The 20,098-nt window shown below is 66.5% G+C and carries 15 protein-coding genes; 6 read left to right on the top strand and 9 right to left on the bottom strand.

What is annotated here, in order from left to right; genetic code table 11:
• The first annotated feature begins 234 nt into the window (after window positions 1-234).
• Window positions 235-822 carry an IMPACT family protein gene (locus LGM89_RS27310; RefSeq protein ID WP_089497149.1) on the top strand — a complete coding sequence of 196 codons (588 nt, stop codon included), beginning with the start codon at window positions 235-237 and terminating at the stop codon, window positions 820-822.
• Between the two features lie 266 nt (window positions 823-1,088).
• On the top strand, window positions 1,089-1,379 hold the full coding sequence (locus LGM89_RS27305) for an H-NS family nucleoid-associated regulatory protein (RefSeq protein ID WP_089497150.1): 291 nt from the start codon (window positions 1,089-1,091) through the stop codon (window positions 1,377-1,379).
• A 55-nt stretch (window positions 1,380-1,434) separates the two neighbouring features.
• On the opposite strand, the gene ppk2 is transcribed toward LGM89_RS27305, so the two are convergent.
• The 7 genes from ppk2 to LGM89_RS27270 form a co-directional block, all read right to left on the bottom strand.
• Window positions 1,435-2,385: a polyphosphate kinase 2 gene (ppk2, locus tag LGM89_RS27300; protein ID WP_089427680.1), complete on the bottom strand. Its 951-nt coding sequence runs from the start codon at window positions 2,383-2,385 to the stop codon at window positions 1,435-1,437.
• An 89-nt stretch (window positions 2,386-2,474) separates the two neighbouring features.
• Entirely contained in the window at window positions 2,475-3,866 is a 1,392-nt protein-coding gene (locus LGM89_RS27295; protein ID WP_226274558.1) for an OmpW/AlkL family protein, read from the bottom strand.
• Window positions 3,867-3,870: 4 nt separating this feature from the next.
• On the bottom strand, window positions 3,871-5,166 hold the full coding sequence (locus tag LGM89_RS27290; RefSeq protein WP_089427682.1) for an HlyD family secretion protein: 1,296 nt from the start codon (window positions 5,164-5,166) through the stop codon (window positions 3,871-3,873).
• A 12-nt stretch (window positions 5,167-5,178) separates the two neighbouring features.
• Complete coding sequence (locus tag LGM89_RS27285) at window positions 5,179-6,183, bottom strand: hypothetical protein (RefSeq protein ID WP_226274557.1); 1,005 nt, start codon at window positions 6,181-6,183, stop codon at window positions 5,179-5,181.
• Window positions 6,180-8,300, bottom strand: a complete 2,121-nt coding sequence (locus LGM89_RS27280; RefSeq protein WP_226274556.1) for a peptidase domain-containing ABC transporter — start codon at window positions 8,298-8,300, stop codon at window positions 6,180-6,182. Before LGM89_RS27280 ends, LGM89_RS27285 begins: the two co-directional genes overlap by 4 nt.
• A 145-nt stretch (window positions 8,301-8,445) precedes the next feature.
• Window positions 8,446-8,631 (bottom strand): hypothetical protein, encoded by a 186-nt coding sequence (locus LGM89_RS27275; RefSeq protein WP_027791386.1) that lies wholly within the window; start codon window positions 8,629-8,631, stop codon window positions 8,446-8,448.
• A 225-nt stretch (window positions 8,632-8,856) separates the two neighbouring features.
• Entirely contained in the window at window positions 8,857-9,033 is a 177-nt protein-coding gene (locus tag LGM89_RS27270) for a hypothetical protein (protein ID WP_006479216.1), read from the bottom strand.
• A gap of 278 nt (window positions 9,034-9,311) precedes the next feature.
• Between LGM89_RS27270 and LGM89_RS27265 the strand changes: the two genes are divergently transcribed.
• Window positions 9,312-10,727, top strand: coding sequence for a TolC family protein (locus LGM89_RS27265; protein WP_226274721.1), 1,416 nt, complete (start codon window positions 9,312-9,314; stop codon window positions 10,725-10,727).
• A gap of 27 nt (window positions 10,728-10,754) precedes the next feature.
• On the opposite strand, the gene LGM89_RS27260 is transcribed toward LGM89_RS27265, so the two are convergent.
• On the bottom strand, window positions 10,755-11,204 hold the full coding sequence (locus LGM89_RS27260; protein ID WP_039356969.1) for a winged helix-turn-helix transcriptional regulator: 450 nt from the start codon (window positions 11,202-11,204) through the stop codon (window positions 10,755-10,757).
• 354 nt (window positions 11,205-11,558) lie between these two features.
• Here LGM89_RS27260 and LGM89_RS27255 point away from each other — a divergent pair, with 354 nt between their 5' ends.
• The gene (locus LGM89_RS27255; RefSeq protein WP_226274555.1) at window positions 11,559-12,482 is read left to right on the top strand and encodes an alpha/beta fold hydrolase; all 924 of its coding nucleotides are present in this window, start codon (window positions 11,559-11,561) and stop codon (window positions 12,480-12,482) included.
• Window positions 12,483-12,569: 87 nt separating this feature from the next.
• Here LGM89_RS27255 and ggt read toward each other — a convergent pair whose 3' ends face one another.
• Window positions 12,570-14,291, bottom strand: a complete 1,722-nt coding sequence (gene ggt / locus LGM89_RS27250; protein ID WP_124577639.1) for a gamma-glutamyltransferase — start codon at window positions 14,289-14,291, stop codon at window positions 12,570-12,572.
• A 400-nt stretch (window positions 14,292-14,691) separates the two neighbouring features.
• Between ggt and LGM89_RS27245 the strand changes: the two genes are divergently transcribed.
• Both LGM89_RS27245 and LGM89_RS27240 read left to right on the top strand, forming a co-directional pair.
• Entirely contained in the window at window positions 14,692-15,216 is a 525-nt protein-coding gene (locus LGM89_RS27245; protein ID WP_089442663.1) for a metal-dependent hydrolase, read from the top strand.
• Between the two features lie 201 nt (window positions 15,217-15,417).
• Window positions 15,418-19,998 (top strand): DEAD/DEAH box helicase, encoded by a 4,581-nt coding sequence (locus LGM89_RS27240; protein WP_226274554.1) that lies wholly within the window; start codon window positions 15,418-15,420, stop codon window positions 19,996-19,998.
• Window positions 19,999-20,098: the final 100 nt, after the last annotated feature.

The raw sequence follows: 20,098 nt of genomic DNA, 5'->3' as shown, positions 1-20,098 counted from the left end.
GTCCATATCCCCGGCGACTCGAAGCACTGAGAATGACTGTCTGAAGTTCGAAAATCGGCATACTTCCGACGCCAATTGTTCCCCTCGCGCGGAATATGCCGGCCACACCGAAGCACATGCGTCCGGACGCGTCCGCCGAACCATTGAAACGAGCATCGCCGCCGGACGTCGCTCCACCCGTGTACCGGGATGGCCCATAATGCGTCCGACGCAGATTCTTCCGCCTTTCATTCAATGAGTTACTCGCTCGCCACCACCTACATCCGGGAACTCGAGATCCGCAAGAGCCGCTTCATCGCTTACGCGATTCCCGTCGACGACCGCGACGCCGCGATGCAGGCACTCCAACGCCTGCGCGACGAACATCCAGCCGCCACGCACGTGTGCTGGGCATTGCTGGCGGGCGGCCAATCGGGGATGTCGGACGACGGCGAGCCGTCCGGCACGGCGGGCCGGCCGATCCTGGAAGTGCTGCGCCATCACGATCTCGACGGTGTGCTCGGCGCGGTCGTCCGTTACTACGGCGGCGTGAAGCTCGGCGCGGGCGGGCTGGTGCGCGCGTACACCGATGCAATCGCGTCGGCGCTGCTCGATGCCGAGCGCGTCGAGCGGATCCGCTACACGCGGCTCGCCATCGAGATCGGCTACCCCGAGGAGGCGCGCGTGCGCCGCTGGATCGAACAGGCGGGCTACGAACTGGTGGACAGCGCGTACGGGATGACGGTCAAGCTCGTGATCAAGCTGCCTGAGACCGCCGACGCGAACGCGCGGACCGAGTTATTCGACCTGACGCAAGGGCGATCAGGCTTTCCCGATCTGTAACGAGCGGCCGCTATCGTCCCCGCCCCGCCACCCCGCCGCCTGCAAATTCCGCCGAAAAATCAGATACGTCCGATAGAAAAACCGCGCACCGCCACTTAATCTCACCGAGTTCCCGGCGATTCGTGCCGTACACGTTTTATCCGCAGGCCGGCGCAGGCAGCACGCAACCGCTACCGGCCGAGGCGGCACGCCAAGGCCGGGCGTGCCGACGTGCGGTTCGTCACGCGTCGCCAATAATCAAAACTCGACTACGGGATAACGGACGCATGCATCAACTGCAGACACTGCAAGCCCAGCTTGCGGAACTCGATCGGCGCATCAAGGCGGCACGCAGCCGCGAACGCCGCGCGGTGCTGGCGCAAGTACGCGAGCTCGTCACCGGCTACGCGCTGACCGCGCGGGAAATCTTCGGCCAGGGTTACAGCGATCGCGCGAAGCTGTTTACGGTCGGTGCGAAGTATCGCGACCCGGCAACCGGCGCGACATGGAGCGGCCGCGGCCGTGCACCCACATGGATCGTCGGGCGCGACCGCACCGCGTTCCTGATCCGGGAGTAACGCGCGCCGCATTGCGCGGCGCGCCAGGTCATCGTATCGAATCCGCGCCTGCCGTTCAGTAAGTGTCCGGCACGATCATGTTGTCCGGCACCGGTCGACGGATGTAATCCTCGTGATGCTCACGCGGCGGCAGGTCGATCGGTGCGTGCGGCACCTCGTGATACGGCACCTGCTGCAGCAAGTGGTGAATGCAGTTCAGCCGCGCGCGCTTCTTGTCGACGGCCTGCACGACCCACCACGGCGCTTCCGGAATGTGCGTGCGCTGCAGCATCTCTTCCTTCGCGGCGGTATAGGCTTCCCAGCGGCGGCGGCTCTCGAGATCCATCGGGCTCAGCTTCCACTGCTTGAGCGGATCCTCGATCCGGCTCTGGAAGCGCACTTCCTGCTCGTGATCGGTGATCGAGAACCAGTACTTGACGATCTGGATCCCGCTACGCACCAGCATCTTCTCGAACTCGGGCACCGAACGGAAAAATTCCTCGTATTCCTCGTCGGTACAGAAGTTCATCACGCGCTCGACGCCCGCGCGGTTGTACCAGCTACGGTCGAACAGCACGATCTCGCCGCCGGCCGGCAGATGCGCGACATAGCGCTGGAAATACCATTGCGTGCGCTCGCGATTGTTCGGCGCCGGGAGCGCCGCCACGCGGCAGACGCGCGGGTTCAGCCGCTGCGTGATGCGCTTGATCGCACCGCCCTTGCCGGCCGCGTCGCGCCCCTCGAAAATGACGACGAGCCGGTGCCCGGTGCTCACGACCCAGTCCTGCAGCTTCACGAGCTCGCCCTGCAGCCGGAACAGCTCGCGGAAATACTCCTTGCGCGCCTCGCGGCGCTCCTGCGAAAACAGCAGGTCGTCGCTGTCGTCGAAGCGGCGATCGTCGAGCTCCATCTCGAGCTCTTCGTCGTAGGCGTCGACCAGATCTTCCTCGAAACGGCGCTGGCGCGCCTCCATCGATTCCATATCGGTGCGGTCGTCGGTCTCGGTACGGGTATCGTTGTCGCCCATGGGGCCTCCTTCCATCATTGACGCAGCAAACGCAGACATTATCCCAGTGTCGCGCGTCAAATTCATGAAAAAAGGGGCCGGCGCGCCGGTCAGAAGCGGAACGCGAGCAGCACGCTGGCCAGCACGGGGTTCGCGGAAATATCGAACGTGTTCGATGCGAGTTGCCGATTCGGCTGGTCGATGTCCAGCGTAATCTTCGTTCGCAACGGGATATAGGTCACCATGCCTGTGATCCAGAACTGGCGCGTGATCTGGTAGCTCGCGCCAACGGTGAATACCGGCTCCCATACGCTCTTCACCTTGGCGGACACGTTGGTCTTGCCCGCCAGCAGCAGATCGCCGCCGGCATCCCAGATCCGCTGGAACAGCGACGGGTCGAGCAGCAGCGACTGCAGGCTGCCGATGTCCGCGCCCGCCGCGAGCAGCCCGCCGAGCGACGCGAGCTTGCGCTGGAACACGGGATTCAGGTTCGTGTTCGTGAAGCGCGTATAGCTGATGCCGATGCCCGCGAACGGGCGGAATCGATCCTCGCGCTCGCCGAGGTAGTACTTGAACACGACGGAGCCAAGCCACGCGCGCGTGGTCGCGAGCGGGTTGCTTTGCGTGTTCGCGAGATCGATCAGCGGAAAGCGCCCCTGGACGCCGGAAAAAATCCGGTCGAGCGGCAGCGCGATGCTGCCGTGCCCGCGCAGCGTCAGCACCGGCGGAATGCCCGCGCCGAGTTCGGCCGCCCAGTTCTCCGAGAAAAAGTGGGTGAACGTGAAAGCCAGCGTGTTCGTATTGCTGAGCGACAGGCTCGAACCGGGGTTCTGGAAGCTGTTCAGCCCGAGTGCGTCCGTGTGCGTCGTCACCGGCGTCGATCGGCCGGTCGTGCCGACGAAGTGCCAGCCGAGGCCGACCATGTTGCGGTCGCCGCCCATCAGCTGCGTCAGCAGCGGCGGCGCCTGGGCGGCCGGCAGATCGGGCAGCCGCGACGGGTCGATCGGATGCAGTTCGTACGGCATCCGGTCGGCGTGGACGACACCGCCCGCCGGTGCGTCATCCGCCGTTGCATCGCGTGTCGCGGCCGGCTCGCAGCCGCCGGCTGCGCCGTTGTCGTCGAAGCCGATGCCGTCCGCGCCGTCCTCGCGTGTGGCCGCGCATGCGCGCCCCGCCCCGCGGGTCCGCTGGCCGAGCGTGATCTTGCGCGCCGTGAACGGTACGGCGTCGGGTTGCGGCGCATCGCCCGACTCGCCGCGACCGCCGCGGGCCGGCCCCGCATCGGTCGCCCATGCACCCGCATCGAACCCGTCCGCGTCGCCGCCCGGCCAGAAGCCGATCCCGTCGGCACCGGCCTGCCAGCGTGGCGCGGCGTCGCCGTCCGGCTGCGGCGCGCCGTGCGCGGCGGCCGCGCACGCGAACAGCGTCGCGCCGAGCCAGCGCGACAGCGGACGCACCGTGCCCGGCCGCGCGCGGCGGCGGTCCTTGTCCCGGCTCGCCATCGGCTCAGGCCGGCACGCCGAACAGGCGCTGACGGATGCGGTACAGCGGCTCGAACAGCCATTCGAGCAGGCTGCGCCGCTCCAGCACGATGTCGGCCTTCAGCATCATCCCGGCGCGCAGCGACAGCGGCCGCCCTTCGAATGCCGGCGTGCGGTCGGCCAGCTCGACCCAGGTCTTGAAGTAGGTCTGCGGCGCGGCGGCATCGCCCGGCAGGTTCAGCTCCTTCGCCGAAAACGCGACCGGCGAGATCGACAGCACCTTGCCGCGATACGTGCCGAACTTCTCGACCGGATAGCTGGCGTACGCCACCTTCACTTCCTGCCCCTTCTTCACGAAGCCGGCCTTCGACGACGGAATGTAGACCTCGGCGATCAGCCCGTCGGCCTTCGCGGGCAGGATCTCGACGACGCGCGTGCCCGGCGGGTCGATCACGCCGCCCTGCACGACGTCGAGCCGCACGATCTGACCGTCGGCCGGCGCGTACAGCACCTGGTTCACGTTCTCGTCGATGTTGTATTCCTTCGCGTTCAGCTCCTCCTGCTTGATCTTCAGTTCCGCGTTCGCACCGTCGTACTTGCTCTGCATCGTGTCGAGGTCGCCGCGCAGCTTCATCGCGTTCTTCGCGAGTTCGGCGCGGCGCAGCAGCAGGTCCTGGTACGCCTGCCCGGCCTGCAGGTACTGCGTGTTGACCTGGTTGTACTGCTCGAGCGTCACGACCTGTTCGTCGAGCAGCTGCTTCACGCGCGCGCGCCGTTCGCCGTACTCGTCGACGATGCGCTTCTGGTCCTGGATCTGCCGGTCGATCAGCCCGCGGCTTTCACCCTGCGCGGCAATCTGCTGGTTGATCTGCTGCACCGACGACTTGTATTCGAGCCGCGCCGCGTCGATCTGCTGCGTGACCTCGACGCGCTGCCGGTCGAGCGCCGCGCGCAGCCCCTGCACGTTGTTCGCCTGGCTCACGAAGCTCGTGTCGCGTGTCACCGCAAGCAGGCGCTGGCCGGCCTTCACGTGCTGGTCCTTGCCGACGTAGACGTCGCGCACGGCCCAGCCCGGCGGCGCGCTGACGCCGATCAGCCCCGAGCGCGGCGTCAGCATCCCCGACACGCTCTCGGTGTTCGCATAGCTCAGCTCGACGAGCGCGGTCACGAACATCGCGAACATCGCAAGCGACAGGTAGCAGAAGAACCGCATCGACACCGGCACGTCGACGACACCGTGGATCACGGTGCCGAAGGTCGTGCCGCGCGCGAGCTTGCGCGACGGCTTCTGTTCTCGAAGGGCGGAATTCCAGGTCGGCATGGGGTGGGCTCGTCAGGAGCGACGCCGCGCGGCCGCATCGAGCAGCGGCGCCGGCATCAGGTAAGGCGTGAAGTGTTCCCAGAAATGCCACTGCTCGGGCTGGCGCACGAGCGCCTGCTCGAGCCGGTCGACGATGCGCTGGTGCGTCGCACGCACGGGCGACGCGTCGTCATCCGCGCCGAGCATCGGCGCGAGCGGGCTGGCCGCGAGCTCGGTGAAATGCACTGCGCAGCGATCGCGGAACGGCACGCCGGTCGCATACGCGACGAGCAGCGGAATCCCCTGCTCGACCGCGAGCTTCACGCCGCCGCCGGCCATCCGCACCCAGCGGCCGCCGAGCCGGCAGCGGTTGGTCTTGCCGAACTTGCCGTGCAGGTCGGAGAACAGCAGGAACACGGGCGCCTCGCGCCGCAGGCTCGTGATCAGCCGGCGCAGATGCACGCGCTCCTCGATGTCGATGAACTCGACTTCGCCGGCACCGTATTCGGCGACGAGCCGCAGCGCATCGTCGAAGAACGCGCCGGGCGCATCGCGGTGCAGGATCACCATCAGCTTGCGGTCGTCGGGAATCATGAAGCGCAGCTTCGTGACGAACAGCATCAGGTTGCCGAAGTGCAGCCCCGCGAGCATCAGCGGGCCGCCGCGCGCGAGCGCCGCCTGCAGTTGCGCGTCGCCTTCGCACGCCATCCCGTCGATCATCGACTTCATCGACTCGAGGCTGTGCGACCGCAGCTTGAGCCCCGCGAACTCCGCTTCGAACAGCTCGCGCACGATCGCCGCCGACACTTCCCGCACGCGCCGCGGATCGTCGTTCAGGTGCGCGCTCAGCATGAACGCGACCGCACGCTCGATCGACTCGCGAATGCATGGAAAGCAGCGCAGGCATGCGCCCGAGCACCAGCGCATCAGCCGCAGCCCGCGCGCGGGCGACGTGCGCAGCGCGACGGCGCGCACCACGCGCCGCACCAGGAACGCATACGAGAACGGATTGAGCAGAAAGAGTCGTCCGATCATCACCGCATCTCCTCGGCCGAACGCCACGCGTCGGTCACATCGGTCAGTACGCCGTCCTGCATCTCGTAGATCCGGTCGACCCGCGACAGGATCGACGCGTCGTGCGTGACGAGCACGATCGTGCACGGCAGCGTCAGCACGTTGCGGCAGATCTCGTGGGTCGTCGCCTGGTCGAGGTTCGATGAAAACTCGTCGAGGATCAGCAGGCGCGGCTCGCAATACAGCGCGCGTGCGATCAGGAGCCGCTGCATCTGGCCGGCCGACAGGAATTTCTGCGTGTCTCCGAGCGGCGTGTCGTAGCGATGGTCGAGCCGCTCGATCTCGTCGTGAATGCACGCGAGCTTCGCCGCATCGAACATCGCGCCGATCCGCGGCGCGGGCGCGAAATTCGTGATGTTGTCGCGGATCGTCCCGCGAAACAGCTGGTCGGACTGCGTGACGGCCGCGAGATGCTTGCGGTACTGCCGCAGGTTCACTTCCGCGAGATCGACGCCGCCGACGAACAGCGTGCCGGGCTCGGGCCGCACGAGCCCGCAGATCAGGTTCAACAGCGTCGTCTTGCCGCTGCCGGTACGGCCGACGATCGCGATCTTGCCGCCCGCCGGCACGTCGAGTGAGATGTCGCGCAGGATCGGGCGGTTGCCGCCCTTCGGCGTGTACGACAGCGCACGGATCGCCAGCGTGCCGTCGAAACCGTCGATCGGCCGCACGACCGCGTCGGGCGCGGGCTCCTCCGTCTCGGTCTGCAGCACGTCCGCGACGCGGTCCATGTGCACCTGCAGCACCTTGCGGCGCACGTAGAGCTGGATCGAGTCGATGAACTTGTCGGCGAACAGGTTCTTGTACTGGATGAATGCGTAGATCACGCCGATCGTGCTCTGCCCATGCATCACGAGCCACGCGCCGTACGTGACGATCACGAGCTGCTCGACGTGCACGATCCCTTTCGAGATCGCGTCGAACAGCAGCTGCAGCCGCTCCTGCTGGCGCATCGCCTGCAGCTTCTGCGTGAACGCGTTCACCCACAGGCTGCTGCGCGCGGTCTCGGCCGACAGCAGCTTGATCGAGTGCGCGGAGCGGATGTTCTCGATCAGCAGCGCATCGGCTTCGGCGCCGCGCGTGAGGATCTGCGACATCGCGTCCTGCAGTTGCGGCTGGATCGCGAGCCGGCTCAGCGCGAACAGCACCATCCCCGCGAGACTGATGCCGGCCAGCACCGGGCTGTAGTACAGCATCAGCACGAGCGTCAACGTGCAGGTGACGATATTGAGCAGCCCGCCGACGAGGCCATCGACGAGAAAGCGCCCGACCTCCGACACCGACGACACGCGCGAGATCGAATCGCCGGTGTTGTGGAACAGGAAATAGCCGATCGGCAGCCGCGCGAGATGCCCGACCATGTTCGCCGACAACTGCTGCGACACGATGTTGCGCAGGTAGCTCTTGATGTTGCCGACGAGGTTCGCGTACAGCGTGTCGAACAGGAACACGATCGCGAACAGGATCGTCAGCAGGTACAGGATGTCGACGTCGGTCTTCTTCAGCGCTTCGTCGATCGTCAGCTGTACGTACGACGGGCCGAGCAGCAGCAGGAGCTGCGCGGCGACGCCGCCCGCGATGCCGATCGCGAGGCTCTTGCGGATGCCGGTCAGCCCTTCGAGGTAGTCGCGCAGCCGGATCCGGTCGGCCTGCCCCGCCCGCGTGAAGCCGATGTCCGGATTCAGTTCGAGCGCGTAGCCGGTGATGTGCGTAAGCGCCTGCGCGAGCGGCAGCTTCGTCTCGCCGAGCGCGGGATCGACGATGTGCACGCTGCCGTAGCCGACCTTCGTCAGCACGACATAGTGGTTCATCCCCCAGTGCAGGATGCACGGCGTCTTGAGCGCGTCGAGTTCGCCCGCGTCGAACTGCAGCCCGCGTGCGCGCAGGCCGAGATCGTTCGCGATCTCCATCAGGTCGAAGAACGACAGCCCGGAATCGATCCGCACCGGATAGCGGTTGCGCAGCGTGCGCAACGTGGTTTCGCGCCCGTGCCACGACGCGATCATCGCGAGGCAGGCCAGGCCGCACTCCGTCACCTCGTCCTGCAGGACCGGACGGACTTTACGCGTATTGAAGAGCATGGTCGGGCACCCGGGGCGCGACGACGCGCCGCCCGGGCCTGCCGCTAGCGGGCCCGTGGCGGGTCGTGCGCGATACGCATGGGCGCAGCCGGCACGCTGCCGGCTGCGACGGAAGATCGGTGTTACCGGCTGCTGGGCGGGCCGCTCAGCGCGACGAGCCGAGCGACATCCGGAACTGTTCGACGGCGCGGGTCTGGTACTGGGTCATCAGGCCCTGGAGCGTGGTCCCGATCGACTGGTTGACGAGATCGACCGTATAGGCGGCCGAATTGGAGTAAAGCGACGCGCCGCCGCGAATCTGGCGGGCCTGTTCTTCGGTGATGTCTCGCATTTGTTGTGGCCTTTATATTGTCGGAATGCCCGCCACCGTCAGCCAATTGCAATTTCAATGGCCGTTCACTTTATTACGGAGATAATCCGGCACTCCTGCCTCCTGATAATCGCCCGAACCGAAAATAATGCCTCTCGGATTCGCTTTATTTCCACTGCGGCGATCGATTCTTTTCCTTCTGTTTCGCAGCATTTCACGCGGGGGGCGCCCCCCCGCGCACGGCGGTTACTTGCCGGTGTTATTGAACGTCTTCGGGTTCTGCAGGTAATTGCCGAGGCTCGGCAGGAACTGGCCGAGCGCGGTCACCACCGGCGCGGCGTCAACAGCGAGGCTACCCAGCGAGCTGATCGCACCGCCGCCATGCACATTCCTGACCTGTTCCGTCGTCATGACCTTCATCATTCTCTCCTCGTAAAAAATAAAGATGACGTAAAGAACCTTCATTGAAAGACAAACGGCCTTTAATCCCTAGCGACTTGTTAATCTAATAATCACCGCGATTACGAGCCGAAATCAGGCTATCATGCGAGCGCATCGAAATTCAATGGAGGACACACTCTTACAGTGGTGTTTTCCGATGCACCACGATTGGCAGGCATTCACGCTGTTTGAATTTCAATTTCAATACGTTTAAATCCCGCCGCAATGCGTTGCGGCATGGGCAGGAGACGGAGACGGCCATGTTTGAAACGAGGCGCGCGAATCGCGGAGCGGCAACGCTGAATGCGGGTAATTCCCTATCAAGATTTTCGACTAGGTGGAATCCCCGACTTGCAACCATGACATTGTTCGCTGTAACGATAAGCAGCCTGTCCGCGAACGCGCATGCGTTCTGCCTCGACACCGCGTTCCAGTACGCGGTCGTGCACGATCCGCGCTACCTGCAGGCGCGCAGCGAATACGACGCGGCCCGCCAGAAATTCCCGGAAGCGCGCGCGCAGATGCTGCCGCAGGCCGCCGCGCAACTCGAATGGGGACGCTACGGGACGCACGCGAACCTGTTCGGCATCGACGTCAGCGGATCGAGCAATGCCGCATACGGTTCCGCGCAGGTCACGCAGGCGCTGTTCAACGTGCCCTACCTGTACGACATCCGGCGCGCGACCGAGTACGAGGAATCGGCGAAGCAGAAGCTCGAGGTGGCGCGGCAGGACCTGATCCTGCGCGTCGCGAACGCGTGCTTCGACCTGCTGAGCGCGCGCGAGAAACTGCAGTCGGCCGACGACGAAGTGAACGCGCTCAGCCGGCTCGAAAGCGATACGCGGCGCATGGCGCAGCTCGGGATGAAGACGATCGGCGATACGGCCGAAATCGAGGCGCGCCGCAGCCTCGCGCAATCCGACGAAGCCCTCGCGCAAACCGACGTCGACGCACGCCGTGCGCGCTACGAGACGCTGCTCGGTTCGACGATCGATTTCTCGCGCTGGCCGCGGCTCGCGATGCGCGGGTCGTCGCCGCGGATTCCGTCGGGCGACTACGCACCGCAGGACAACCCCGCATACCGGCAGGCATATCGCGACGTCGAGGTCGCGCGGCTCGCCGCGAAGCGCGTCAGCGCCGAGCACTTGCCGACCGTCGACCTGTTCGCGTCGTATTCGCGCGGGCTCAACCCGAACCTGCGCGGGCTCACCGATCGCTCCGACTTCCATCAGAGCGCGGTCGGCGTGCAGGTGACGATTCCGATCTTCTCCGGCGGCAGCGTGTACTACCGGCAGGTGGAAGCCGAACACGTGACCGAGCAATACCGCAACCGGCTGCGCGAGGTCGAGGAGCAACTGGGCACCGATCATCGCGAGGCGCTGTCCGCGCTCGAATCGGTCGGCAAGCGCATCCGCGCGCTGCAGCAGTCGCTGCAGGCCGCGCGGCTCGCGTACGATTCGTCGATGAAGGCGCATCAGGTCGGCTACAGCACGACGTACGAAACGCTGAACCTGCGCCGTGATATCTCGGGCATCCGGCAGAAGCTGTTCGACAGCTATCTCGACGCGCTGAAGCTGCAACTGAAGCTGAAAAGCGTGCTGGGTACGCTCGACGAACAGTCGCTGATCGCGGTGGACAGCTTCCTCGAAAGCAACGCGGCGAGCGACCGGAGTTGAATGCGGCACGCGCCCGGTCGCCGCTCGTCAGTCGGGCGGCGGCAACACGACCGTGTCCTCCGGCCCGAGCACGCGCCCGTCCTGCGAACGCAGTTCGAGCTTCCTGACCGGCAACCCGCTCTTCCGGTCGACGAGCAGCACGTGTGCCTCGTCCGGTTCGAAGAAGAAATCCTCGCCCCACTGCCGCAGCGCGACGAGCAGCGGAAACAGACCACGCCCTTTCTCGGTCAGCACGTATTCGTGATGCGCACCGCCGTCCGCAGCCGGCACGATGTCCATGATCCCGTGCGCGACCAGGTTGCGCAGGCGCGCGGCCAGGATGTTCTTGGCCAGCCCGAGATTCTTCTGGAATTCGCCGAAGCGGCGCAGCCCGTCGAACGCGTCGCGGACGATCAGCAGCGACCACCAGTCGCCGATCGCGTCCAGCGGGCGGGCTACGCCGCAAAGGGAATCTTCGTGCGTGGTTCGTCTGTTCATCGATGCATGGGGCGATGCCGTTCCCGGCATGCGGGCGGAACGGCGGTCGTTTCCGTTGAAATGAATGGTTGCAATATAAAACTCGTTGCACGAAAGATCAATCTCCCGGGGCCCGACTGTTCGCGATCGACGAATCGAGCGGTCGATTCGAACGCGATTGGCATTCCAGCGCATACATCCGCGTCAATGCTTTAATGCTGCGTTCCCTTCCGGCACATCATCGCGCGCCCGTATTCCAGTCACGCGGCCAGCCGTCCAGTCACGATTTTGGTTGCAACTTGAAACCCAATATCCTACGCTTTGACTCGGTTTCAATTTGAAACCAAACTATCCGACTATCCGAAGGAGCGTTCGATGATCCGGTCCGATGCCACGTTCGACGGCACCTTTCCATTCGCCCCGCATTTCGACGACGCATCCGGCTTCCGGATGCACTACGTGGACGAAGGTCCGCACGACGGCGAAACCCTCCTGTGCCTGCATGGCGAACCCACTTGGGGTTATCTGTTCCGCCATCTGATTGCCGCGCTGAGTCCGACGCACCGCGTCGTCGTCCCCGATCACATGGGCTTCGGCAAAAGCGCGACGCCGCAGGACCGCAGCTACTGGCTGCAGGACCATGTCGACAACCTGGAGCGCTTCGTGCTCGCGCGCGGCCTCGATCGCATCACGCTCGTGATGCACGATTTCGGCGGCCCGGTCGGCATGGGGCTGGCTGCGCGGCATCCGGATCGCATCCGGCGGATCGTGTCCGCGAACGGGCCGACGCCGTTCGGCCAGCCCGACCTGGTCGAACGACTGAACGCGAACGGTCGCGCTGCGCCGTGGTTCCAGTGGATCATGCGTGCGGCGGCGAACGATACGCTGGAGACAGTGCTCAGTCAGCTCGGCTTCAACATCCTGAGCACGCTGAAGCTGAACGGGTTCGAAAATCACGCGGTGATCAACGACACGTGGATCGCCGCATACGGTGCGCCGTTCGCGCAACCGGAAGACTGCGTCGGCGCGATCGGATGGGCCCGCGGGTTTGCCGCTGGCACGCATCGGTTCGAGGCGCCCGATGCGGCGGCGCTGCGCGCGATACGCGAAAAGCCCGCGCTCGCGATCTGGGGAGACGCCGACCGAACGCTCGGCGCCGAACACTTCCTGCCGCTCTTCACGGCACTGTTTCCGTCCGCGCCCGTCGAACGGCTGACGGGCGTCGGGCACTACTGCTTCGAGGATGCGCCCGACGTCATTGCGTCACGCATCGCCGAATTCGTCCGGACCACCGGCTGAGTGTATTCCGCAGCCGGCGGCACGATGCCCGGCTGCGGAACACCGCGTGCGCGGTCGCCTTCGCCACCGCGCACGCGCAACTTCACGTCAGTGGATGATCCGCGTCACGCCACGCCCACGCGGGTCGGCCATCGCCTCCGGCGTCTTGCCGTCGATCTTGATCACCTGGATGTCGCCGCTGAAATCCTGCCCCTTCAGCGTATAGCCGCGCGCCTCGATCTGCTTCGCGAGTTCGCCTTCGATCGGGTGGTACGGCTCCCAGAAGATCGTGTTCGGCGGCAGCAACTGGTGATGGAAGCGCATCGCGCCGACGGCCTCCTTCAACGGCATCTTGAAGTCGTAGATGTTGTTGATCACCTGGAAGATCGACGTGAAGATGCGCGAGCCGCCCGGCGTGCCAATCACGAGCGACACCTTGCCGTCCTTGGTCATGATCGTCGGCGACATCGACGACAGCGGACGCTTCTTCGGTTCGATCGCGTTCGCGTCGCTGCCGACCACGCCGAACATGTTCGCGACGCCCGGCTTCGCGGAGAAGTCGTCCATCTCGTCGTTCAGCACGATGCCCGTGCCGTCGGCGATCACGCCCGACCCGAAATAGCCGTTGATCGTGTACGTGTTCGACACTGCATTGCCCCACTTGTCGACCACCGAGAAGTGCGTCGTTTCAGCCTTCTCCGGCATCGTCGTGCCGAGGCCCGGCTGCACGCTCTTCGTATCCGACGGCTCCTTCGGGTTGACTTCGCCCGCCCGCTTCGCGATGTACGCGTCGTCGGTCAGCTGCGCGATCGGCACCTTGTAGAAATCCGGATCGCCGAGATACTGCGCACGATCGGCGAACACGCGCTTCTCGATTTCCGCGACGAGGTGGATGTACTGCGGCGAGTTGAGCTTCACGCCCTCGAAGTCCTGCTTGAGGTCAGCCTTCATCTTCAGCAACTGCACGAGGCCGATGCCGCCCGAACTCGGAGGCGGCGCGGTGATCACGTCATAGCCGTTCCACTTCGCCTGCACCGGCTGGCGCCATACCGCACGGTACTGCGCGAGATCCTCGGTGGTGATCAGCCCGTTGCCGTCGCCGGTCTTCATCGACGCGGCGATCAGTTCGGCCGTCTTGCCCTTGTAGAAGCCCTCCGCGCCGCCGTCCGCGATGCGCGTCAACACGTCGGCGAGATCGGGCTGCTTGAAGTTCACACCGGCCTTCAGCCCGGAGAAATATTTGTCGAAGTTGGTCTTGCCGCCGAACTCCTTCGAGGCGTCGACGCCGCGCTGCGCGAGCTGCTCGTCGACGACGAAGCCGTCGCGCGCATAGTGGATCGCCGGCGCGAGCACCTGCTTCCACTTCAGCTTGCCGAAGCGCTTCTGCGCTTCCCACATGCCCGCGACCGTGCCCGGCACGCCGACCGCGCGCGGGCCGTACAGGCTCATGCCCTTGACGACGTTGCCGTCCTTATCGAGATACATGTCCTTCGTCGCGGCGAGCGGCGCGCGCTCGCGATAGTCGATGAAGTACGGCTTGCCGTCCTTGTAGATCGTCATGAAGCCGCCACCGCCGATGTTGCCGGCTTCCGGATACGTGACGGCCAGCGTGAATGCGATCGCGACGGCCGCGTCGATCGCGTTGCCGCCTTCCTTGAAGATTCGCTCCGCGGCATCCGCGCTGTACTTGTCGGCCACCGCGACCGCCGAGCTCGTCAGGATGGCCGGCTGCGGCCCCTTCGCATAGACGGGCGCGTTCGGCAGGAAGCCGATGCCGGCCACCGTCGCGAGCACGACAGCGGATGATTTGAAGCGATTCAGCGTAGTCATTGCATGTCCCCCATGTGGATCTCCTTCAGGCAGGAAAAGCACCTGTTCCGCTCATGGCCGCTGGCGCGCCGACGGCCACATCCGGTCTCGTAGTATAGGGGGGACAAAAAGGGTCGAACACGGGGCGTGCAACGAAAGCGCATTCGTCATGTGCGCAAGATCATGTCGAGGCGTCCGAACAGCGATGCGGATCGGTCGAAATAGCACGCGGTACCCTTCATCACGCAATGCACAAAAAACCGAAAGTTGCGAACTGCGCGGAAGGCTGCGCGACCCGTGCAAAAAAATCTGCAAACGGCCCCTCCCACTGCGTGGGCCGATCTGCGAAGATAGCGCCCCGCTTTCGCGGTGCATCATTTTTCGTGCACGCGTCGCTTCACGTTTCTTCGTCTCGCTTCCTATGGCATCACACAATGCGCACCATGCGTCCGGCTTCGCGGCCGGTGTCGCCGCCGCCGTCCTCGTCGCACAAACCGGCGCAACCGGCCCGTGGCATTCGGGCCTGTTCGCCGCGTTCGCGGCCGGCGTCGCGGGCGGCACCGCGCCCGACTGGCTCGAAGTCGCATGGTGGAGCCGCAAGCGCCGTTTGTGGATCACGCATCGCACCGTCACGCACTGGGGCATCGGCTGGATCGCGCTGCTGGCGCTCGGGTGGCACGGGCTCATCCATGATCCGCATCCGCTGTGGGCCGCGCCGCTGTTCGGCTTCGCATGCGGCGGCTTGATGCACCTGCTCGCCGACTGGCCGAACCCGCTCGGCGTGCCGTGGATCTGGCGGCGTCATTCGCTCAACCTGTGGAAGAGCGGGCGTTGCGACCTGATCGTCGTGGCCGCCGCCTGGGGCGGCACGCTGTGGCTCGCGCAGTCGCTGTGCTCGCGTGCGCCGCTGCTCGAACACTGGATCGGCTGGCTGCATCGCGTTTAGTTGCAATTGGGCGCAATTCGGCACGCGATCCGCGTGCCGACGTGCATGCAACTTTCCGTTCATTGAAAGTGCGGTGACGGCCCCCATCTGAAGCGGAATCGTCGACACACGTGCCGCGCGCGCACACGCGACGTCTGGCACACTGACGATTCGATTCGCACCCGCGCCCACCGCGCGCTTGCACCCCATTTCAACGCTCCGATGGACGTCACCACGACCCGCCCTGCTGTCAGTGCGCTCGACGTGTTCCACCCGGCCGTCGCCGCGTGGTTCCGGCGCACGTTCGCCGCACCGACCGGCGCGCAGGCGCTCGCGTGGCCGCACATCAAGGCCGGCCGCTCGACGCTCGTTGCCGCACCGACCGGCTCCGGCAAGACGCTCACCGCGTTCCTGTGTGCAATCGACGATCTGGTGCGCGATGCGCTGGCACACGACGGCACGCTGCCCGATGCGACGCTCGTCGTGTATGTGTCGCCGCTGAAGGCGCTGTCGAACGACATCCACGTGAACCTCGATGCGCCGCTGGCCGGCATCGCCGAATCGCTCGTGCAACTCGGCCTGCCGGTGCCGGCGATCCGCACCGCCGTGCGCACCGGCGACACGACGCAGGCCGAGCGCGCCGCGTTGCGCAAGCGCGCGCCGCACATTCTCGTCACGACGCCCGAGTCGTTGTACGTGCTGTTGTCGTCCACGTCGGGGCGGCAGATGCTGTCGAACGTGCGCTCGGTCATCGTCGACGAAATCCATGCGCTCGCGTCATCGAAGCGCGGCAGCCATCTCGCGTTGTCGCTCGAACGTCTCGACGCGCTCGCCGGCCGCGCGCTGCCGCGCATCGGGCTGTCGGCCACGCAAAAACCGATCGACGCGGTCGCACGCTTCCTGGTTGGCGGCCCGGCCGACGCGCCGCGCGACTGCACGATCGTCGACACGGGCCACACGCGTGAGCGCGACCTCGCGCTCGAACTGCCGAACGTGCCGCTCGAACCCGTGATGGCAACCGACGTCTGGGAACAGGTATACGACCGCATCGCCGGGCTGGCGGCCGCGCATCGCACGACGCTCGTGTTCGTCAACACACGACGCACCGCCGAGCGCATGGCGCGCCATCTCGCCGATCGGCTCGGCAAGGAGGCGATCGCCGCGCATCACGGCAGTCTCGCGAAGGAGCATCGCTTCGACGCCGAGCAGCGCCTGAAGCGCGGCGAACTGAAACTGCTCGTCGCCACTGCATCACTTGAACTCGGCATCGATATCGGCGACGTCGATCTCGTCTGCCAGGTCGGCTCGCCGCGCGGGATCGCACCGTTCCTGCAGCGCGTCGGCCGCTCCGGGCACCATGTCGGCGGCGTGCCGAAGGGCCGGCTGTTCCCGCTGTCGCGCGACGAGCTCGTCGAATGCGCGGCGCTGCTCGATTGCGTGCAGCGCGGCGAGCTCGACACGCTGCGCATTCCCGAAGCGCCGCTCGACGTGCTCGCGCAGCAGATCGTCGCCGAAGTGGCGTGCACGGAATGGCAGGAAGACGCGCTGTATGCGAGTTTCACGCGCGCGGCGCCGTATGCGCGGCTGACGCGCGAGCGCTTCGACGAAGTGATGAAGATGCTCGCCGAAGGCTTCACGAGCCGGCGCGGCGTGCGCGGCGCGTACCTGCATCGCGACGTGGTCGGCGGCACCGTGCGCGGGCGCCGCAACGCGATGATGACCGCCACGACGTCGGGCGGCACGATCCCCGACATGGCCGATTACGCGGTGCTCCTCGAACCGCAGGGCATTCAGGTCGGCACGGTCAACGAGGATTTCGCGATCGAAAGCCTGGCCGGCGACGTGTTCCAGCTGGGCAACCAGTCGTACCGGATCATTCGCGTGGAAACGGGCCGCGTGCGTGTCGAGGACGCGCAGGGCCAGTCGCCGAACATTCCGTTCTGGCTCGGCGAGGCGCCGGGGCGCAGCGACGAGCTGTCGGCGGCGGTCGGCCGGCTGCGCGCGAGGCTCGACGGGCTGTTCGCCGATGGCGAACGGCAAGCGCATGCCCGAGGCGGTGACGGCGCTGTCGACGATATCCGCGGGAAGACGACGGCTGAAACAACGGCGACGACCAAAGCCAAGACCAAAGGCCGAGCAAAATCGACGCGACGTGTTGAAGCCGAAGCCGAAGCCGAAGCCGAAGCCGAAGCCGAAGCCGAAGCCGAAGCCGCGATCAGTGTACGAAACGACGTCGCCCGGGTCGCCCCTGCCAGCCCGGCCGACAGCCGCCTCGCGCCGGCGTTGCGCTGGCTCGTCGACGATCTGCACCTGTCGCCCGACGCCGCGCACCAGATCGCCGACTATCTCGCACGCACGCGCGCCGCGCTCGGCGCGCTGCCGACGCAGGACACGCTCGTGATGGAGCGCTTCTTCGACGAATCGGGTGGCACGCAGCTCGTGATCCATTCGCCGTTCGGCAGCCGCATCAACCGCGCGTGGGGGCTCGCGCTGCGCAAGCGCTTCTGCCGCAATTTCAACTTCGAGCTGCAAGCGGCCGCGACCGACGACGCGATCATCCTGTCGCTGTCGCTCGCGCACAGCTTCGCGCTCGACGAAGTGTGGCGCTACCTGCGCTCGGCGAGCGCCGAGCACGTGCTGGTCCAGGCCCTGCTCGACGCGCCGATGTTCGGCGTGCGCTGGCGCTGGAACGCGACCACCGCGCTTGCATTACCGCGCTTCACCGGCGGCAAGCGCACGGCGCCGCAACTGCAGCGGATGAAGAGCGACGACCTGCTCGCGACCGTGTTCCCCGATCAGGTCGCGTGCCTCGAGAACATCGTCGGCGAGCGCGAGATCCCGCATCACCCGCTCGTCGACCAGACGCTCGACGACTGCCTGCACGACGCGATGGACACCGAGGGCTGGCTTGCGCTGCTGCGCCGGATCGAGAGCGGCGCGATCGAGCTCGTCGCGCGCGACCTGCCCGCGCCGTCACCGCTCGCGGCCGAGATCCTGAACGCGAAACCCTACGCGTTCCTCGACGATGCCCCGCTCGAGGAACGCCGCACGCAGGCCGTGCAGTCACGCCGCTGGAGCGATCCCGAATCGGCCGACGATCTCGGCGCGCTCGACGCCGACGCGATCGATGCCGTGCGCGACGAAGCCTGGCCGCTCGTGCGCGACGCCGACGAAATGCACGACGCGCTGCTCACGCTCGCATGCATCGCCGACAGCGAAGCACGCCAACACGAAGGCTGGCTCGACCGGCTCGCGGAACTCGCCGAACACCGCCGTGCGACGAAACTCGTGACACCCGGCGACGCCGCACTATGGGTACCGGTCGAACGACTCGTGTGCCTGCGTGCACTTCATCCCGACGCACGCATCGTGCCGGCGCTCAAGGTGCCGGTCGCGTGCGCGCAGCCGTGGGAAGCCGATGCCGCACTCGTCGACGTGATCCGCGCGCGGCTCACGGGCTTCGGGCCGCTTGCGCTCGACGCGATCGCGGCGCCGCTCGGCCTGCCGCCCGCGTCGGTCGCGACGGCACTCGCGGCGCTGGAGCGCGAAGGCTATGTGATGCGCGGCCGGTTCACGCCGGGCACGACGGTGGACGAATGGTGCGAACGCCATCTGCTTGCGCGCATTCATCGCTATACGGTGAAGCGGCTGCGCCGCGAAATCGAGCCGGTCGAGCGCGCCGATTTCATGCGCTTCCTGTTCCACTGGCAACACCTGGCGCCGGACACGCGCGGCACGGGCCGCGACGCACTTGCGGCCGTGGTCGAACAGCTCGAAGGCTACGAGGCCGCGGCAAGCGCCTGGGAAGACGCGCTGCTGCCCGCGCGGCTCACCGACTACATGGCGGGCGGGCTCGACGAGCTGTGCCGCTCGGGCAAGCTCGTGTGGACCCGCATCGGCGCACCGGCGCGCGCGGCCGGCACACCCGTGAAGACGACACCGATCGTGCTGCTGCCGCGCCGCCACCTCTCCGCGTGGCAGGCGCTGCGCGATCCCGACGCGCAACCGGCGCTGTCCGCGCGCGCCACGCAGGTACGCGATGCCCTCGCCGCGCATGGCGCGATGTTCTTCGATGCGCTGCTCGACGACCTGCACATGCTGCCCGTCGAACTCGAACAGGCACTCGGCGAACTGGTGTCGGCCGGCCTCGTGAATGCGGACAGCTACGCGGGCCTGCGTGCGCTGTTGAAGCCCGCCGTCAAGCGCAGCGCGACCTATTCGCCACGCACCCGGCGCGGCGGTGCGCTGATCGGCGGGATGGATGACGCAGGTCGCTGGGCACTCGTGCAACGTCACGCGCCGCCGGACGATGCGCCCGTGCCGAAACGCGGCCAGGCCGCGACCGACCCCGGCGCGCTCGAACACATCGCCTGGACGCTGCTGCGCCGCTACGGCGTCGTGTTCTGGCGGCTGCTCGAACGCGAAGCCGACTGGCTGCCGAGCTGGCGCGAACTCGTGCGCGTGCTGCAGCGTCTCGAAGCGCGCGGCGAGATTCGCGGCGGACGCTTCGTCGCCGGGCTCGCGGGCGAGCAATTCGCGCTGCCCGAAGCGATTCCGATCCTGCGCGAACTGCGGCGGCAACCCGGCGACGGACAGTACGTATGCGTGACGGGCGCCGATCCGCTGAATCTCGCCGGCACGCTGCTGCCCGGCGACAAGGTGCCGGCACTGGCCGGCAATCGCGTGCTGTTCCGCGACGGCGTGCCCGTCGCCTCGCTGGTTTCGGGCGCGTTCCACTACGCCCCCGAGCTGTCGCCCGCCGCGCGTGAGGATGCCCGCCTGCGGCTCGCACGCCACTGCTGACATCGGCTGACACGCGATACCGCACGGACTACTGATCGCCGGGCCGCGCTGCCGCCGTCGTTCGGGTAGCATCGAACGATTTTCCGCGCGAGCGCCCGCG

Source organism: Burkholderia sp. AU31624 (assembly GCF_020420065.1).
Lineage (GTDB): Bacteria > Pseudomonadota > Gammaproteobacteria > Burkholderiales > Burkholderiaceae > Burkholderia.
This window is presented reverse-complemented; position numbering and strand designations above follow the sequence as displayed.

Coding starts and splice junctions, on each gene's coding strand:
- LGM89_RS27240 (WP_226274554.1), top strand. CDS start 15,418: ATGGACGTCACCACGACCCGCCCTGCTGTCAGTGCGCTCGACGTGTTC.
- LGM89_RS27275 (WP_027791386.1), bottom strand. CDS start 8,631: ATGCGAGACATCACCGAAGAACAGGCCCGCCAGATTCGCGGCGGCGCG.
- LGM89_RS27280 (WP_226274556.1), bottom strand. CDS start 8,300: ATGCTCTTCAATACGCGTAAAGTCCGTCCGGTCCTGCAGGACGAGGTG.
- LGM89_RS27265 (WP_226274721.1), top strand. CDS start 9,312: ATGTTTGAAACGAGGCGCGCGAATCGCGGAGCGGCAACGCTGAATGCG.
- ggt (WP_124577639.1), bottom strand. CDS start 14,291: ATGACTACGCTGAATCGCTTCAAATCATCCGCTGTCGTGCTCGCGACG.
- LGM89_RS27255 (WP_226274555.1), top strand. CDS start 11,559: ATGATCCGGTCCGATGCCACGTTCGACGGCACCTTTCCATTCGCCCCG.
- LGM89_RS27290 (WP_089427682.1), bottom strand. CDS start 5,166: ATGCCGACCTGGAATTCCGCCCTTCGAGAACAGAAGCCGTCGCGCAAG.
- LGM89_RS27305 (WP_089497150.1), top strand. CDS start 1,089: ATGCATCAACTGCAGACACTGCAAGCCCAGCTTGCGGAACTCGATCGG.
- LGM89_RS27270 (WP_006479216.1), bottom strand. CDS start 9,033: ATGATGAAGGTCATGACGACGGAACAGGTCAGGAATGTGCATGGCGGC.
- LGM89_RS27260 (WP_039356969.1), bottom strand. CDS start 11,204: ATGAACAGACGAACCACGCACGAAGATTCCCTTTGCGGCGTAGCCCGC.
- ppk2 (WP_089427680.1), bottom strand. CDS start 2,385: ATGGGCGACAACGATACCCGTACCGAGACCGACGACCGCACCGATATG.
- LGM89_RS27310 (WP_089497149.1), top strand. CDS start 235: ATGAGTTACTCGCTCGCCACCACCTACATCCGGGAACTCGAGATCCGC.
- LGM89_RS27245 (WP_089442663.1), top strand. CDS start 14,692: ATGGCATCACACAATGCGCACCATGCGTCCGGCTTCGCGGCCGGTGTC.
- LGM89_RS27295 (WP_226274558.1), bottom strand. CDS start 3,866: ATGGCGAGCCGGGACAAGGACCGCCGCCGCGCGCGGCCGGGCACGGTG.